Annotated in this window: 15 protein-coding genes and 2 tRNA genes; 7 read left to right on the forward strand and 10 right to left on the reverse strand. The window is 70.1% G+C overall.

The window, feature by feature from the left end:
• The first annotated feature begins 7 nt into the window (after positions 1 to 7).
• Genes ACH47X_RS09915 through pknB form a run of 5 tightly spaced genes read left to right on the forward strand, consistent with a single transcriptional unit; the run spans position 8 to position 8368 of the window.
• On the forward strand, positions 8 to 1519 hold the full coding sequence (locus tag ACH47X_RS09915) for a PP2C family protein-serine/threonine phosphatase (RefSeq protein WP_397403746.1): 1512 nt from the start codon (positions 8 to 10) through the stop codon (positions 1517 to 1519).
• Positions 1516 to 3006 (forward strand): FtsW/RodA/SpoVE family cell cycle protein, encoded by a 1491-nt coding sequence (locus tag ACH47X_RS09920; RefSeq protein ID WP_397403749.1) that lies wholly within the window; start codon positions 1516 to 1518, stop codon positions 3004 to 3006. Before ACH47X_RS09915 ends, ACH47X_RS09920 begins: the two co-directional genes overlap by 4 nt.
• Positions 3003 to 4532 (forward strand): peptidoglycan D,D-transpeptidase FtsI family protein, encoded by a 1530-nt coding sequence (locus ACH47X_RS09925; protein ID WP_397403751.1) that lies wholly within the window; start codon positions 3003 to 3005, stop codon positions 4530 to 4532. Before ACH47X_RS09920 ends, ACH47X_RS09925 begins: the two co-directional genes overlap by 4 nt.
• The gene (locus tag ACH47X_RS09930) at positions 4529 to 6346 is read left to right on the forward strand and encodes a serine/threonine-protein kinase (RefSeq protein ID WP_397403753.1); all 1818 of its coding nucleotides are present in this window, start codon (positions 4529 to 4531) and stop codon (positions 6344 to 6346) included. The genes ACH47X_RS09925 and ACH47X_RS09930 overlap by 4 nt, the downstream gene beginning before the upstream one ends.
• Complete coding sequence (gene pknB, locus ACH47X_RS09935) at positions 6347 to 8368, forward strand: Stk1 family PASTA domain-containing Ser/Thr kinase (RefSeq protein WP_397403755.1); 2022 nt, start codon at positions 6347 to 6349, stop codon at positions 8366 to 8368. It begins immediately after the preceding gene.
• A 58-nt stretch (positions 8369 to 8426) separates the two neighbouring features.
• On the opposite strand, the gene ACH47X_RS09940 is transcribed toward pknB, so the two are convergent.
• From ACH47X_RS09940 to ACH47X_RS09955, 4 genes are read right to left on the reverse strand one after another with little or no spacing between them, the layout of a single operon-like run.
• Complete coding sequence (locus ACH47X_RS09940; protein ID WP_397403757.1) at positions 8427 to 9104, reverse strand: anthranilate synthase component II; 678 nt, start codon at positions 9102 to 9104, stop codon at positions 8427 to 8429.
• Positions 9105 to 9128: 24 nt separating this feature from the next.
• Positions 9129 to 9287: a hypothetical protein gene (locus ACH47X_RS09945; protein ID WP_020017313.1), complete on the reverse strand. Its 159-nt coding sequence runs from the start codon at positions 9285 to 9287 to the stop codon at positions 9129 to 9131.
• Positions 9287 to 10120: a class E sortase gene (locus ACH47X_RS09950; protein WP_020017314.1), complete on the reverse strand. Its 834-nt coding sequence runs from the start codon at positions 10118 to 10120 to the stop codon at positions 9287 to 9289. Before ACH47X_RS09950 ends, ACH47X_RS09945 begins: the two co-directional genes overlap by 1 nt.
• Positions 10117 to 10833 (reverse strand): DUF881 domain-containing protein, encoded by a 717-nt coding sequence (locus ACH47X_RS09955; RefSeq protein WP_397403760.1) that lies wholly within the window; start codon positions 10831 to 10833, stop codon positions 10117 to 10119. Before ACH47X_RS09955 ends, ACH47X_RS09950 begins: the two co-directional genes overlap by 4 nt.
• 243 nt (positions 10834 to 11076) lie before the next feature.
• Between ACH47X_RS09955 and ACH47X_RS09960 the strand changes: the two genes are divergently transcribed.
• On the forward strand, positions 11077 to 11349 hold the full coding sequence (locus tag ACH47X_RS09960; RefSeq protein ID WP_020017316.1) for a cell division protein CrgA: 273 nt from the start codon (positions 11077 to 11079) through the stop codon (positions 11347 to 11349).
• A 122-nt stretch (positions 11350 to 11471) separates the two neighbouring features.
• On the opposite strand, the gene ACH47X_RS09965 is transcribed toward ACH47X_RS09960, so the two are convergent.
• Positions 11472 to 12350: a rhomboid family intramembrane serine protease gene (locus ACH47X_RS09965; RefSeq protein WP_397403762.1), complete on the reverse strand. Its 879-nt coding sequence runs from the start codon at positions 12348 to 12350 to the stop codon at positions 11472 to 11474.
• A gap of 81 nt (positions 12351 to 12431) precedes the next feature.
• Positions 12432 to 12971, reverse strand: a complete 540-nt coding sequence (locus ACH47X_RS09970; RefSeq protein WP_036958741.1) for a peptidylprolyl isomerase — start codon at positions 12969 to 12971, stop codon at positions 12432 to 12434.
• A gap of 122 nt (positions 12972 to 13093) precedes the next feature.
• Between ACH47X_RS09970 and ACH47X_RS09975 the strand changes: the two genes are divergently transcribed.
• On the forward strand, positions 13094 to 14095 hold the full coding sequence (locus tag ACH47X_RS09975) for a hypothetical protein (RefSeq protein ID WP_397403764.1): 1002 nt from the start codon (positions 13094 to 13096) through the stop codon (positions 14093 to 14095).
• Positions 14096 to 14180: 85 nt separating this feature from the next.
• Here ACH47X_RS09975 and ACH47X_RS09980 read toward each other — a convergent pair whose 3' ends face one another.
• From ACH47X_RS09980 to ACH47X_RS09995, 4 genes are all read right to left on the reverse strand, one after another.
• Complete coding sequence (locus ACH47X_RS09980; RefSeq protein WP_397403766.1) at positions 14181 to 15383, reverse strand: beta-1,3-glucanase family protein; 1203 nt, start codon at positions 15381 to 15383, stop codon at positions 14181 to 14183.
• Positions 15384 to 15649: 266 nt separating this feature from the next.
• Positions 15650 to 15722 (reverse strand) — tRNA-Ala (locus ACH47X_RS09985).
• Positions 15723 to 15735: 13 nt separating this feature from the next.
• Positions 15736 to 15855 (reverse strand): DLW-39 family protein, encoded by a 120-nt coding sequence (locus tag ACH47X_RS09990; RefSeq protein ID WP_020017321.1) that lies wholly within the window; start codon positions 15853 to 15855, stop codon positions 15736 to 15738.
• 35 nt (positions 15856 to 15890) lie between these two features.
• Positions 15891 to 15964: transfer RNA gene (locus tag ACH47X_RS09995), tRNA-Ile, on the reverse strand.
• Positions 15965 to 15969 lie beyond the last annotated feature (5 nt).

The raw sequence follows: 15969 nt of genomic DNA on the forward strand, positions 1-15969 counted from the left end.
CCACCACGTGACCGTGACCTTGCGGTATGCCGCGCGCTCCGACGTCGGCCTCGTCCGCTCCAACAACCAGGACTCCGCGTACGCGGGGCCCAACCTCCTCGTCGTGGCCGACGGCATGGGCGGGCACGCCGGCGGCGACGTCGCGTCCGCGCTGACCATCGCGGCCCTTGTGGGCCTGGACCGGCCCGACCACAGCTCCGAGCAGTCGATGTCCGAGCTCGAGCGCACGATCGACCGCGCCCGGCAGGACCTCGTCGACGCCACGACGGCCGACCCCGACCTGGCCGGCATGGGCACCACGGTGACGGCGCTGCTCAAGTCCGGCAACACGCTCGCGATGGCCCACCTGGGTGACTCGCGCGCGTACCTGCTGCGCGACGGCGCCCTGGCGCAGGTCACGGTGGACCACACCTTCGTGCAGCACCTGGTCGACACCGGCCGCATCACCCCGGACGAGGCCGAGAGCCACCCGCAGCGCAACGTCGTCATGCGGGTCCTCGGCGACTTCGACCTGGACCTCACGCCCGACCTCTCCATCCGCGAGGCAGTGCCCGGCGACCGCTGGATGCTGTGCTCCGACGGCCTGTCCGGCTTCGTGCCGGACGAGGAGGTCGCCGAGGTCCTCAACACCGTTCCCGAGCCCTACGACGCCGTCGAGCGTCTGGTCTCGATGGCCATGCGCGCGGGCAGCACCGACAACATCACCGTGGTGGTCGCGGACGTGCTGGACGACGCCGCCTCGGCCGGCACCGCCGCCACGGTCACCCCGGAGATCGTCGGCTCGGCCGCCCTCGCCGGAGTGACCGCCGCGGGCGGCGGTACACCGTCCGCGAGCGCCGCCCCGCACTCCGACATCGACGGCGACACCGTCACCGGGTTCAGCCGGGGCACCGCTGCGCCCGGCGGACAGCCGGCTTCGACGCCCGTGGCGGTGGGCGTGCTGACCGACCCCACGGCCCCGGAAGACCTCGCCGACACGCTCGAGCAGGCCATGATCGCGGGCGGCTCCGACGAGGAGCAGTACCAGCCCGACATCCGGCCGGACGACGACGAGACCGAGGAGTCCGGCGAGGAGACGCCGGTGCGCAAGAAGCGCGCCTGGCTGACCGTGCTCGGTGCGCTGCTGCTGGTTGTCGGCCTGGGTCTGGCGGGCTGGGGCGGGTACCGCTGGACCCAGACCCAGTACTACGTAGGTGAGTCCGACGGCCAGGTCGCGGTGTTCCGCGGCATCCCTGCCACGGCGGGTCCGCTGACCTTCTCCACGGCGGTCGAGCTCACGGGCACCCGTGTCGACGAGCTGCCCGCGTTCGTCGGCGACCGTGTGAACGAGACGATCCGCGCCAACTCCCTCGAGGACGCCCGCGGCCGCGCCGAGCGGCTGATCTCCGAGGCCACCGCGGAGACGGAGCCGTCGGCCTCGCCGACGCCGTCCTCCACGCCGTCGCCGTCGGCGACCACGAGCTCGTCGCCGACGCCCACCCCGGACGCCTCGACCAAGAGCAGCGGGGGCAACGGATGAGCATCCTCCAGCCCGAGGAGAAGGCCCCGGCCCGTGTCGCGGAGGCGGTGCTGCTCCTCGTCGCGCTCGCGCTCGGCATGGGCGGCATGTGGATGGTGGGCTACTCGCTCGAGGACGGTCTGCCCGAGGGCTTCTGGACCTACTCGATCGTGCTGGCCGCGCTGGCCTTCACCATGCACATCGTGCTGCGTCTGCGCGCACCGTACGCCGACCAGGTGATCCTGCCGGCGGTGGTGCTGCTGAACAGCGTCAGCATGGCGATGATCCTGCGGCAGGACCTGGACGGCATCAACGGCGCGAACGCGTCCCGGCACCTGATGTGGACGGCGCTGGGCATCGTCGTGGCGGCCGTCGCACTCTTCGTGATCCGCGATCACCGCAGCCTGCGCCGCCTGACCTACACGGCGATGGTCGTCGGCATCGTGCTCGTCGTCCTGCCCCTGATCCCGGGTCTGGGCCGCGAGATCAACGGCGCGCGGATCTGGATCTACGTCGGCAGCTTCTCGCTGCAGCCGGCCGAGTTCGCCAAGATCGCGTTCGCCGTGTTCTTCGCGGGCTACCTGGTCGCGAACCGCGACACGCTGGCCCTGGCCGGCAAGAAGTTCCTGGGCCTGCAGCTCCCGCGTCTGCGCGACCTCGGTCCGATCCTCATCGTCTGGGCGGTGTCGCTGGCGGTCCTCATCGGCGAGAAGGACCTCGGTACCTCGCTTCTGTTCTTCGGCCTGTTCGTCGGCATGCTCTACCTCGCCACGGACCGGGTGGGCTGGATCGTCATCGGCCTGGCGATGTTCGCCGGCGGCGCCGTCGTGGCCTGGTCGATCTTCAGCCACGTGCAGCTCCGCGTGAACATCTGGCTGGACGCGCTCAACCCCGAGCTCATCGCCGGGCCGTCGTTCCAGCTCGTCCAGGGCCTGTTCGCCATGGCCTACGGCGGCATGTTCGGCGCCGGCTGGGGCGGCGGGTACCCCGAGTACGTGCCGTTCGCGTTCTCCGACTTCATCTACGCCGCGCTGGGCGAGGAGCTCGGCCTCACCGGCCTGCTCGCGATCCTGCTGATCTACCTGGTGATCGTGCAGCGCGGCCTGCGCCACGCCGTGGGCGTACGGGACGGCTTCGGCAAGCTGCTCGCGGGTGGCCTCGCCTTCGTGATGGCGCTCCAGCTCTTCGTCGTGGTGGGCGGTATCACCCGCCTCATCCCGCTCACCGGTCTGACCCTGCCGTTCATGGCGCAGGGTGGTTCCTCCCTGCTCGCGAACTGGATTGTCATCGCCCTCATGCTGCGTATCTCCGACGCCGCCCGTCGCCCCTCGGCCCTGCCCACCCGCGGCGCGCTGGCCGAGCCGGTGCCCGCCGCCGTCGCGAACGGCGGTGCCATCGAGGTCGGTGGCCCCGGCGTGGGCCCGGTACAGGCCGGGACCGAGGCCGGCGCGGGCCGTAACGCGACGCCTGACGACGCGACCCAGATCGTCCGGGGGGTAGACCTGTGAACGCGACCCTGCGCCGGCTGTCGACCGTCGTCATGGTGATGTTCCTGGCCCTGATGGTGTCGACCACCTGGATCCAGTTCGTCTCGGCGGGGAGCCTGAACGAGAACCCCCGCAACGTGCGCGGCACCTACAGCGCGCTCTCGCGGGACCGCGGCCCCATCGTGGTCAAGGGCGGCGAGGCGATCGCCACCTCGGTGCCCGTGGAAGACAACTACAAGTACCAGCGCACGTACTCCGACGGGGACGCCGGTGCCGCGGCGGTCTACGCACCGCTCACGGGCTACTACTCCGTGGTCGGCACGATCAGTGGCATGGAGCGGTACGCGAACAGCTACCTCGCGGGCGAGGACGACTCGCTGTGGCTCGACCGCCTGCAGAACCTCATCACCGGTGAGGAGGCGCAGGGGTCCTCGGTCGAGCTGACCATCGACCCCAAGGTGCAGAAGGCCGCCTGGGACGCTCTCGGCGACTACACCGGTGCGGCGGTCGCGATGGACCCGAAGACGGGCGCCATCCTCGCGATGGTCTCCAAGCCGTCGTACGACCCGAATCCGCTCGCGTCGCACGACTCGGAGGCGGCCCGGGTCGCCGCCGAGAAGGTCATCAACGACAAGCCACAGGTCAACTCGGTCGGCGGCGAGGAGCGGTTCAGCCCCTACGGGCCCACCATCAACCGCACGATCAACGCCACCTTCCCGCCCGGGTCGACCTTCAAGCTGCTCACCTCGGCCGCGGCCATCGAGTACGACGGGAAGACCCCGGACACCGAGATCCCGGCGCCGAACACCTACACCCTGCCGGGTACCTCCACCGACGTGGCGAACTTCGGTGGCATCCCGTGCGCGGCCTCGCAGCAGATGACGCTCCTGGAGGCGCTCGAGATCTCCTGCAACACCGCGTTCCTGAACCTGGCCGACGAGGTCGGCAAGGACGGTATGCAGCGGATGTTCCAGGACTTCGGCTTCACCGACTCGATCGAGGTCCCGATGACCACCTCGGTCGGCGCCTACCCCGGTCTGATCGGCGGCGAGAACGACGACGACTCGGACGCGCGCATCGCGCTGTCCGGCATCGGCCAGGGCAGCGTCCGCATGACGCCGCTCCAGGTCGCCATGATCTCGGCGGCCATCGCGAACGACGGCGACCTCATGGAGCCGTACCTGATCCAGAGCGTGCGGGACAGCGACCTCGAGCTCGTGAGCCAGACCAAGCCGAGCCGCTACAAGAGCCCGTTCTCGTCGTCGACGGCCGACGCACTGACCAAGATGATGGAGGCCGTTGTCAGCAACGGCTCGGGCAAGGGGGCGCAGATCCCCGGTGTCGCGGTGGCCGGTAAGACCGGAACTGCCGAGGACGACCCCCGGTCGCCCACGCTGTGGTTCACCTCGTTCGCCCCGGCCGACGACCCCCAGGTCGCCGTGGCCGTGGTCCTGGAGAACGAGGGCCAGTCCACCAACGAGTCCACGGGTGGCGCCCTCGCCAGCCCGATCGCCAAGCAGATCATGCAGGCGGCGATCTCGAAATGAGACCGGTCGAGGGTCTGTCGCTGGGCGATCGCTACAAGCTGGTGCGGCGCATCGCCATGGGCGGCATGGGCGAGGTCTGGGTGGCGCGCGACGAGAAGCTCGCGCGCGAGATCGCCGTGAAGGTGCTCCGCGAGGAGTACACGGGCAACGAGGACTTCCTCCGTCGCCTGCGCACGGAGGCCCGGAACTCGTCGACCCTCGTCCACCCGAACATCGCGCAGATGTTCGACTACGGCGAGGAGAACGGCGCCGGCTACCTCGTCATGGAGCTGGTCCTCGGCGAGCCCCTCGCCGACCTCCTCGAGCGGGAGCCGGTGCTCCAGCCCGCCCGGCTGCTGCCGATCCTGGCGCAGACGGCACGTGGGCTGCACGCCGCGCACCTCGCCGGCGTCGTGCACCGCGACGTCAAGCCGGGCAACATCCTGCTGGAGCACTCCGGCACGGTGAAGATCACCGACTTCGGCGTCTCGGTGGCGCAGAACCAGGTGCCCATGACGGCCACGGGCATGGTCATGGGCACGGCGCAGTACCTGTCACCGGAGCAGGCCGTGGGCCAGTCGGCCACGGGCGCCTCGGACATCTACGCGCTCGGCGTGGTCGCGTACGAGGCGACGGCCGGCCGCCGCCCCTTCACCGGCCGGACGCCCGTCGACATCGCGATCGCGCACGTCAACGCGCCGATGCCGCTGCTGCCGACCTCGGTACATCCCGGGCTCGCCGAGACCATCACGCAGATGCTGGAGAAGGACCCGGCCCAGCGCATCGCCTCGGCCGACCAGCTCGCGCGGCACCTCGACGTCCTCGCCGCGGAGATCGCCGAGGACCCGTTCGGCAGCTCGCGCTACGCGCGCCGGACGCGCAGGGACAGCCAGAGCTCCGGCGGGCAGCGCTCCGGCAACGGCCGGTCCTCCGCTCCGCAGCCCGGCCCCTCGCACGTCCGCGGCCGTCAGACTCCCTTCGGCCCGACCAGCGGCGGGCGGCACACCACCGTGGCCAACGCCCAGTCCGCACCTCCCCAGCCGGCTCCTCGTCCGGCAGCGCCACCCAGCACCTACAGCCCGGGCACGCCGGCCGGTGGCTACGGGTCGGGCACGCAGTCGGGCGGCTACGGCACGAGTACCCCTGCGGGCAGCCACGGCTCCGGCCCGTTCGGCTCGGGCTCCTACGGCTCGGACTCGGCCGGGTACGGCACGACGTCCGGTGCCTACGGGACCGACGCCTACGGCCGCCCCTACGCGCCAGGTCAGGACGGCGCTGCCACCGGCGGTCCCGGTTCGGGGGCGTACGGCACGGACTCCGCCGGGTGGGGCTCGGACTCCGCGGGCTACGGCACCACGTCGGGCTCCTACGGGTCGGACGCCTACGGCCGCCCGACCACGCCCGGCTACGTACCACCGCCAGCAGCCGCGAACGGGGCCGCGCGCTCCTATCCGTCGCGGCGTGACCTGCACTCGACACGCCAGGACGGACGAAGGGTCCCCCAGCAGGGACGCTCGGGAGGGCACCCTGGTAAGGGACGGCGCAGCCTGTCGTCCGACATCCAGGGCTTTCTCAACGGGATCGAGGATCGTCTGGGGGTGCGCGTGTCCTGGCCACTGGTCGCGCTCGTCGCGCTGCTGCTCATCGTCCTCGTCATCACGCTTGTCACCGGGGGCGGCAACGACGGCGCTCTGGGGGAGCCGTGGGGTTCCTCCGAAATCTACGCTGAAACGCTGAATCCCCCGGCAGCGGCCGGACTGGCCGCTTCTGGGATGATGCTCCTCAACGAGTCGTATGCCTTGAGGCCGACGGCCATGACATCAAAGGACCTATGAGTGGTGGAGAACACGCCCCGCGTACTCGCCGGCCGTTATGAGGTCGGCGAGCTCGTCGGCCGTGGCGGCATGGCCGAGGTGCACATCGGCCACGACACCCGCCTCGGTCGTACCGTCGCGATCAAGGTGCTCCGTTCCGACCTGGCACGCGACCCGTCGTTCCTCACGCGCTTCCGGCGCGAGGCGCAGTCGGCTGCCGCGCTGAACCACCCCGCCGTCGTCGCCGTGTACGACACCGGCGAGGACATCCACCAGAACGCCGCCGGCGAGGACGTGCACGTGCCGTTCATCGTCATGGAGTACGTCGAGGGGCACACCGTCCGCGACATCCTGACGGACGGCGCCGCGGTGCCGATCGAGGAGGCCGTCGAGATCACGGTCGGCGTGCTGAGCGCGCTGGAGTACTCGCACCACGCGGGCATCGTGCACCGCGACATCAAGCCCGCGAACGTGATGATCACGCCCACGGGCGCGGTCAAGGTGATGGACTTCGGCATCGCCCGGGCCATGGCCGACTCCGCCGCGACCATGACGCAGACGCACGCCGTGATCGGCACCGCCCAGTACCTCTCGCCCGAGCAGGCCCGCGGCGAGCAGGTGGACACCCGGTCCGACCTGTACTCCACTGGCTGCATGCTGTTCGAGCTGCTCACGGGGCGCCCGCCGTTCCAGGGCGACTCGCCGGTCGCCGTCGCCTACCAGCACGTGGGCCAGGAGCCGCAGCGCCCGTCGGAGGTCGCCACCGACGTCCCCGAGGTGCTCGACCGCATCACCCTCAAGGCCCTCACCAAGGACCGCGACCACCGGTACAGCACGGCGGCGGAGTTCCGCCGCGACCTGGAGGCCGCGATGCGCGGGGGCCAGGTCACCGCACCCATGGTCGGCGCCGCGATGATGGGCGCCACCCAGGTGGGCGGCCAGCCCGCCTACGGGGCCACGCAGGTCATGACGCCGGGCCAGGGCAACTGGGGTCAGACGACGGCGCAGCAGAGCCCCGTCACGCCCGGCAACGGGTACCCGGGCCCGCAGACCCGCAGCGGCCAGCGCGAGCCCGAGAAGAAGAGCAAGGCGCTGATGTGGTGGCTGCTCGGGATCGCCCTGGCAGCGGTCGCGGCCATCGTGATCGCCATGGTCATCAACGGCGGTGGCGAGGAGGAGCCGACGACGGTCGCGGTGCCCAGCATCGCGGAGGGCATCACCGGGGACGAGGCGAAGGCGCAGATCGAGGCCGCGGGCCTGACGTTCCAGCAGGCCATCGACAAGGAGTCGGACCTCGACCAGGGCCTGACCACCGGCAAGACCGACCCGGGCGTGGGCACAGAAGTCGAGCCGGACTCGACCGTCACCGTGTACGTCGCGGGCGCCCCGGGGGAGGTCAACATGCCCGCGCTGAAGAACCTGTCAGAGGCCGACGCCAGGGCCAAGCTCGAGGAGCTGAACCTCTCGGTCAGCGGCACCGAGACGGAGAACAGCGCGGACGTCGGCAAGGGCCAGGTCACCAAGAGCGAGCCGAGCGCGGGTCAGACCGTGCAGGAGGGGTCGGACGTCGTCCTGTACCTCTCGACCGGCCAGGTCACCGTTCCCGACCTCACCGGCCAGTCGCGCGAGGCCGCCGAGCAGCAGCTCAAGGCCATCGGCCTGAGCTACGAGTTCAAGGAGGAGCCGAGCGAGGACGTCTCCGAGGGACTGGTGGTGCGTACCGACCCCAAGGGTGACGTCGACCAGAGGTCCTTCGTCACCGTCTTCCTCGCCAGCGCTCCGGAGCCCAAGGAGACCACGGTCCCTGCGGATCTCAGGGGCAAGACGCTTGAGGAAGCTCAGGTCGCATGCACCGGCCAGCAGATCACCTGTGACCAGACGGCCGAGGAACCATCGGACATCTTCCCCGCGGGCCAGGTCATCCGCTCCGACCCGGCGCCCGGTTCCACCGTGGACATCGGCGCCTACATCGGCCTCGTGATCTCGACCGGCCCGGAGGGCGGCGGTCCCCCCGAGGGCGACGGCGAGGACATCATCCCGTAAGGCGCGCGGCCCTGACCGGACTCCCGGTCAGGGCCGCTGCACTACTCGGCGTCGCAGGTCACGAGGTGACCAGCGGCGCCATTCCCTTTGCCCGCTCGACGGCGCCGTCGAGCCCGCACATCTCGAGCCAGTTCGCCAGCAACCGGTGCCCGCCCTCGGTGAGCACGGACTCGGGGTGGAACTGGACGCCGTGCAGCGGTAGCCCGCGGTGCTGCAGACCCATGACGATGCCCGACTCCGTGGTGCCGGTGACCTCCAGCTCGGCGGGAACGCTGTCCGGCGTCACCGCCAGCGAGTGGTAGCGCGTGGCGGTGAACGGCGTGGGCAGGCCGGCGAGCACGCTCGGCTGCGCCAGGTCGCCGTCCGCCGCGAACACCTGGCTCGTCTTGCCGTGCATGAGCTCGGGCGCGTGCGTGACCTTGCCGCCGAACACCTCGGCCAGCGCCTGGTGGCCGAGGCACACGCCCAGCATCGGGGTGCGGGACCGGGCGCACGCGCGGATCACGTCCTCGGAGGCCCCGGCCTCCGCCGGCGTCCCCGGCCCCGGTGAGACGAGCACGCCGTCATAGGGCACGGGCGCGCCGTCGTCACCGTCGTACCAGTAGCGGCCGTCGGCGTCGGGTGTGGGTACGGCGTCGTTCCGGACCACCACGGTCCGGGCGCCGATCTGGTCGAGGTAGCCGACGATCGTGTAGACGAACGAGTCGTAGTTGTCGACGACGAGGATGCGCGTCATGGCCACATGCTACGGCCCGGACGGTTACTCGCCCACGGTCGTGTCGTTGAACGGCATGTAGTCGCTCAGCCATGGGAAGAACTGGGTGAAGCACACCGCGATCACGCCGAACGCGAGCACGAGGCAGACCAGGAACTTGAACCAACCGGGGCCCGGGATGGCCCGCCACAGCAGCCCGTACATCAGCTGATCAGCTCCTTCGGCTTGCCCTCGCCCACGGGGGACCAGTACTCGAGCTCACCGTGGACGATGTACCGCTCGGTCGCGGAGAACATCGGGTGGCACGAGGTCAGCGTGATGAACCGCTTGGTGAGCTCGGGCATCGGCTCGTCCTTGGTGACACCCGGGACCGGCGCGATGACCTCGACGTTCTGCGGGTAGACGATCTTCGACTCGGTGACCTTGTACACGTACCAGGTGTCCTCGGTGCGGACCACCAGGGCGTCGCCGTTCTTGAGCTCCGCGATCTGGTTGAACGGCTTGCCGTACGTGGTGCGGTGCGCGGCGAGGGCGAAGTTGCCGAGGTCGCCCGGCATCGCGGTGTCCACGTAGTGCCCGATGCCGATGGTGTCGAGCACCGTGGCCTTGTCCGTGCCCTCCGCGACGGGCTTGACGTAGTCGTCACCGAACCGCGGGATGTACATCTGCGCGAACAGCGTGCCGGCCTCCGGCGGCTCCTCCATCACCGGCGGCGGCCCGTGGTTCTCGACGGCGGTCTCGGGGCCGGTCGGAGCGGCCTCCCAGTCCATGCCGGCGATGATCTCGCTCTGGGCACGTGCGCCCTCGACGTCGGTCCACCAGAGCTGCCACACCACGAACAGCCCAAGCACCAGTCCCGCCGTCACGAGGAGCTCGCCCATCACGCCGATGAGCCAGGCGACGGGCCGCATGGGGCCGCCCGACGACTGCGGGCGCCGCGCGTTGCGGGGGCCCATCCCGGACGGACCGCGCTGGTACGCGATGGGGAACACCTCCTGGGGCAGGGGCACGTTGTGACCGGCCTGCGCGTGGGTCATCCAAAGACCTCCGTACCATCGGGAACCGTCGCGTACTGCAGACCGCCGCCGTCGTACGCGGGGAGGTCCAGGTGGTCGCTACGCCGCACGTCCCACCCCAGGTGTACCCAGTCCACGTACTCGAGGTACGTCTGGACACCCTCGGATCGGTCGAGCGACGCCTCCATCTTCGCCGGGTCTCCCACAGCCGTCACCTTGTACGGTGGTGAGAAGACCTTTCCGTGCAGCAGCAGGATGTTTCCCGAGCACCGGAACGCCGACGTCGACGTCACTCGCTCGCCCTGGAGGGTCATCGCCTCGGCGCCGCCGCTCCACAGCGCGTTGATCACGTGCTGGAGGTCCTGCTGGTGCACGACGAGGTCGTCCGGCTGCGGCTCCACGCCCCCGGGGCCCGCGCCGACCGCGGTGGACGGGGCGTCGTCGAGGGTCACGGTCAGGCCGGCGCCCTGCACCGGCACCGTCCCGGAGACAACGCCCTCCCGCCGCCTCAGGTCGTCGTCCAGCGTAGGCACGATCGTGCCGGCGCGGGCGCTCAGCGTCTCGATCTCGCGGTCCAGCACGGCACTGCGGTCGGTGAGGTCCTGGACCCGGTTCGTCTCGGTGTCCACGAGCTGCGCCAGGTCCTGCGGGTCGCGGTTGCCCGCGCCGCCGCCGGCGGCCAGGCGGGCGCTGGCGCTGAACATGAGGCCGGCCAGCACGGCAACGGCGCCCACGCTCAGCCAGGAACGCCAACGCGCGTGGGTGAGTGCACCAAGGAAGCCTCCCGCACCGCCCTTGGGCGCCGGTGCCGAGGTCGGCTCAGGTCCGGTCACACGCGTCCCTCCTGCAACATTCGACAAACCCGCGGACGCGTCTGGTCACGACTCGGGCTGTCGACCACTACGCTAGTCCACGAGCAAGCAGACGTCGGCTCGGCACACCCGTCGGGCAGACCCCCCAGGACAGGAGCCCGCCTCGTGCCCGAGTCGAAGTCCCGCAACAAGAAGAAGGCCACGCCCAAGGCCGCCAAGGCCGAGGCCAAGGTCGCGCTGCCCGGTGAGGCGGTCAACCCGCGTTGGCTCGCCCCCGTCATGGTCGGCCTCATGGTCCTCGGTCTCGCGTGGATCGTGACGTACTACCTGACGAGCGCCGACCTCGCGCTGCCGATCCCGCCGATCGGCCAGTGGAACCTTGCGGTCGGCTTCGGCCTGATCATCGTGGGTTTCGGACTCACCACGCGCTGGCGCTGAACACGGCGGCTCCGCGGCCGCACAGAGGCGGCCGCGGAGTCGTGTACCCATTTATCCACAGCTGTGGGTAAAGCTGGGGAAAAGAGAGCGGCGATACACCGCCAGCCGCTCCGTCCGCCTGTTCACAGGACGCCGACGGAGCTGTAGCGCCACACGGCGAGGCCGACGAGAACCGCGATCCCGGCCACCGGGACCAGCCAGGCGACCAGCTCGCGACGCTCCTTCGGCGCGTAGGCGTAGGCCGTCGCCACCAGCGCACCGGTGACCAGGCCGCCGAGGTGCGCCTGCCACGAGATGTTCGGCACCCAGAATCCGATGGCGCCGTTGATCGCGAGCAGCACGAGCACCTGGCCCATGCTCCGGCCGAGCCTGCGCATGACCGGGAGCATGGCCCCGAACAGCCCGAACACCATGCCGGACGCCCCGACCACCGGCGTGACCCAGGCATCCGACGTGAACGGGTCGCCCGCCAGGAGCAGCACGCCGACGGATCCGCCCACCGCGGAGAGCAGGCACAGGACCGCGAACCGCGCCCGGCCGAGCAGCGGCTCGAGGAACTGGCCCGTTATCCACAGCGCGTACATGTTGAACAGGATGTGCAGCGGCGACGTGGAGTGCAGGAAGGATGCCGTCAGGAAGCGCCACGGCTCCACCGCGCCGCCCCAGGGCCAGAACCACAGGGCATGCGTCCACTCACCTCCCGTCGCCAGCTGCAGCACCCAGCTCACCACGCAGATGCCGATGATCGTGAGCGTCACGACCGGCCGGCCGTTGGCCGTGGCGGTGGCCGTACCACCGAAGACCGTCCGGACACGCGGCGCGGCGCGGCTCGACTCACGGACGCAGTCGACGCACTGGATGCCGACCGCGGCCGGCCGTTGGCATTCCGGGCACGCCGGCCGACCGCAGCGCTGACAGCGCACGTAGGCCACCCGGTCCGGGTGTCGCGGGCAGACGGGAGCCTCGGCCTCGGTCGGCTCCTCGGCGGCCGGGTCGTTCATCGTGATACGTCCTCAGTCCCCTCGGTCCTCGTGCTCAGGTCGTACGCGTCCGGTCCGACGGCGCTGGCGCGCCCCCGAAGCTCAGGGCTCGATCGTGACGGACTCGATGACGATGTCCTCAACGGGACGGTCGCCGGGACGCGTGCGCGTCTTGCCGACCTGGTCGACGACGGCCCGCGACTCGTCGTCCGCGACCTTGCCGAAGATCGTGTGCTTGCCGTTCAGCCACGGGGTCTCCGCGGTGGTGAGGAAGAACTGGGAGCCGTTGGTGCCCTCGATCTCGCCGGTGACCGGGTTCCGGCGCTTGCCGGCGTTGGCCATCGCGAGGATGTACTTCTCGTTGAACTGGAGCTCCGGGTGGATCTCGTCGTTGAACGTGTACCCCGGGCCGCCGGTTCCCGTCCCGAGCGGGCAGCCGCCCTGGATCATGAAGTCGTCGATGACGCGGTGGAAGATCAGGCCGTCGTAGAACGGGTCCTTGCGCTCCTCGCCCGTCCGCGGGTCCGTCCAGGCCTTCTCACCCGTCGCGAGGCCGACGAAGTTCTCGACAGTCTTGGGCGCGTGGTTCGGGAAGAGCTCGATGCGGATGTCACCGGAGGTGGTGTGCAGGATTGCGAACATGTATCAATCCTCCCACGGAGCGGCCCGCAGGTGCTGCAGCGGCGCCGCCCGCCCTCGCCAGTAACGTCAGGCGATGGCAGAGTGGCACCTTGAGGAGTATTGAACAGTTCGGGGGGAGTTACATGACCCGCAAGAAGGTGACCGACTACGTGGACACGACCAAGATCGACACCGAGAAGGTCAAGGAGAAGGCCGCGGAGGCCACAGCTCTGCTTTCCGACGTCAGCTCCAAGGCCGCGACACAGGCCGGCTCGCTCGCGGCCCAGGCCAAGGACCGGGCCTCGAACGCGAAGGACTGGGCCCAGCCCCGCGTGCACGATTTCATCGCGTGGCTGACACCGCGCGCGGAGAAGGCGTGGCAGGACAGCGTCCAGGCCGCAGCGCCCCAGGTCGAGAAGGCGGCCGGCAAGGCCGCGCCGCTCATCGACTCCGCACACGACAAGCTCGTGGACGACCTGCTCCCGAAGATGGTCTCCGCGTTCAACGCCGCAGCGGACAACGCCGCGGCGGCACAGGGCAAGGCCTCGCTCGCCGCGACCGTCACGGACGCGGCGGACAAGGCGAGCAAGAAGTCCCGGAAGGGCTGGCTCATCGCGCTGGCCGCCGGCGGTGCGGCCGTCGCGGGCTACGTGTTCTGGAAGCGCGCACAGCCGCAGACCGACCCGTGGGCCGAGCCCTGGGAGCAGAGCTCGGGAGCGGACTACTCCGACGGCGCCGCCAAGCACTCCTCCGGCGCCGGTTCCGCCGTGGCCAAGGGCCGCGAGGCCGGGGCCAAGGCCGCACAGACGGCCAAGGACCTCGGTGCCCGGGCCTACTCGGCCGCGAGCCCCGCGTTCGAGGCGGCGAAGGAGAAGGCCGGCCCGGTGCTCGAGAAGGCCGCACCGGTGATCGACGCCGCCAAGGAGAAGGCCGCACCCGTGATCGACGCGGCGCGGTCGACGGCGCAGAAGGCCAGCAGCGCGGTGTCCGACGCCGCGCACAAGGCCGGTATCAGCGGCTCCGACAGCGCCTCTGACGCACCGTCCGCGACCCCGGAGCCGGAGGACGCCGCGCCGACCCCACCGGTCGTGGACGAGCCGGTCGTGGACAAGGTCCCGCCGGGGGAGAGCAAGCAGGGGAGCTGACCTCCGGGTCGCTGTCCGAACTCCAGGAGGGCCCGGCCGATTCGGCCGGGCCCTCGTGTCGTGCGCGGACCTGTCGTGCCCGGCGTCAGCCGCCGATCGGCGTAGCGGCACCCGCGAACGGGTCGAGCTGGATGAAAGCCTCGGTCGGGTCACCGTCGTGCACGAGCGACTCCTGCGCCACGACGTCGTCGAACGCGAACGCGTACGCCTTCCCGTCCGCCATCTGCTCGTGGATGAACTTCGCGTAGTAGTTCGTCACCGAGTCCTGGTAGAAACCGGCGGGATCCTGGGTCGGCTGCGTGCTGCTGTCGAGCAGCGAGGACCGGTTGAACCCGGCACAGAGCGTGCGGGCGATGGCGCCGATGTCGTTGTTCGGCGCCGCGAGGTCGCCCGCGCAGCCGAAGATCGACTCGCCCGACGGCTTCGGGAACGTCGTGACGACGGCGCCCGAGGTGTCGGTGAACGTCATCGTGTCGCCCGAGACGGTGCCGAGGAACTTCTTCTCGGGCTGGTCGCCGTAAGGCACGACCGTCAGGGTCTCGCTCGAGTACTTGCTCCAGACCCGGTCGACATAGTCGGACAGGACGTTCGCATCGACCTGGCCCGTGCCGACACCGTGGCCCGGGGAGAGCACCCGCAGCACGGACCCGTCGGGGCCGGTCTGCGCGAGGCCGTCCCAGCCGTCCTGCTGCGCGAGCGAGGAGACCACGTTGTCCCAGCCGTCTGGCTTGAGCATCCCGGTGTGCATTAGCTCGCCGCTCGAGGAGCGCAGGCCCGTCTGGTAAGGGGCCGAGAAGAAGTCGACCTGGGTGCTGTTGATCCACAGCCCCGAGTCGTTGAGCGTGTACTCCGTCCAGTTGAACAGGATGTCCCGGTTCGGGTCGCTCGGGTTCTGCACGGCCGGCTGCACGAGCTGGCCGTCGTTGACGATCTTGAAGTCGAGCTTGCTGCCGTAGGAGAAGTAGACCCGTCCGGACAGCTTCGGCATCTGGATGGTGACGTCCTGGCCGTCCGCGGGTCCCGCGATGGACGCGTCGGGTGCCGCCTCGGGCACGCCACCGACGTCGGGCCAGGCGTGGAACGTCCCCTCGGCGTCGGAGTAGCCGAGCTGGCCACCCGTCTCGCCCAGCACATAGATGAACACCTGGTCGCTCCGGCCGGAGTCGTTGGTGATCGTGAGCGGGATGGTGTCGGGTACTGCGGTGGCTGTCGGCGTGGCGACCACGGCAGCCGCCAGGGCGGCGGTCACTGCGGCGGCGGTGCCGATGAGCTTCCTGGTCAGGGACACGCTGTCCTCCTCGGTTCACGAGGGGCCGAACAGTGTGGTGGTGCTGCCCCTCGCGACTCGACGATATGGAAGGAGTCCTGCCTTGTCAGTAGGCGGAAGCGGATTGAGGGTGAAAAATCGTGCGAACGGCCCGAACCTGCGGGTATTCCACGAGTAGGGCGTACGTGGTTCCCCCGACAGGTGTCCGCCGACCATGAGAGCCGAGGGTGGCGAGAACGCAAAAAATGACCGAAGCCCGGACGAATCCGGGCTTCGGTCATTTGGGGTGGAGCCAGGGGGACTCGAACCCCCAACCCCCTGCTTGCAAAGCAGGTGCGCTACCAATTGCGCCATGGCCCCGGTGGAGGACCGCTCAGTCGATCGAGTCGGTGACCTCGGACCAGAGATCGCGGCCTGCGGCATCCTCGCTCAGCTTGCGCCAGAGGATGTAGCCGGCTCCGGCCGCCAGCAGCAGTACGAGCAGCTTCTTCACGAGTTCCTCCTGGGGAGCCTCTGCAGGTCCTGGAGTGGGGCTAGGAGGACTTGAACCTCCGACCTCTTCCTTATCAGGGAAGCGCTCTAACCGTCTGAGCTATAGCCCCGAGAG

Origin of the sequence: Promicromonospora kroppenstedtii (assembly GCF_044389675.1) — a bacterium.
Taxonomy (GTDB): domain Bacteria; phylum Actinomycetota; class Actinomycetes; order Actinomycetales; family Cellulomonadaceae; genus Promicromonospora; species Promicromonospora kroppenstedtii.

What these genes read in the sequence shown, in the direction of transcription:
- ACH47X_RS09920 (WP_397403749.1), top strand. Translation starts at nt 1,516, where the DNA reads ATGAGCATCCTCCAGCCCGAGGAGAAGGCCCCGGCCCGTGTCGCGGAG.
- ACH47X_RS09930 (WP_397403753.1), top strand. Translation starts at nt 4,529, where the DNA reads ATGAGACCGGTCGAGGGTCTGTCGCTGGGCGATCGCTACAAGCTGGTG.
- ACH47X_RS09940 (WP_397403757.1), bottom strand. Translation starts at nt 9,104, where the DNA reads ATGACGCGCATCCTCGTCGTCGACAACTACGACTCGTTCGTCTACACG.
- ACH47X_RS09945 (WP_020017313.1), bottom strand. Translation starts at nt 9,287, where the DNA reads ATGTACGGGCTGCTGTGGCGGGCCATCCCGGGCCCCGGTTGGTTCAAG.
- ACH47X_RS09950 (WP_020017314.1), bottom strand. Translation starts at nt 10,120, where the DNA reads ATGACCCACGCGCAGGCCGGTCACAACGTGCCCCTGCCCCAGGAGGTG.
- ACH47X_RS09965 (WP_397403762.1), bottom strand. Translation starts at nt 12,350, where the DNA reads ATGAACGACCCGGCCGCCGAGGAGCCGACCGAGGCCGAGGCTCCCGTC.
- ACH47X_RS09970 (WP_036958741.1), bottom strand. Translation starts at nt 12,971, where the DNA reads ATGTTCGCAATCCTGCACACCACCTCCGGTGACATCCGCATCGAGCTC.
- ACH47X_RS09975 (WP_397403764.1), top strand. Translation starts at nt 13,094, where the DNA reads ATGACCCGCAAGAAGGTGACCGACTACGTGGACACGACCAAGATCGAC.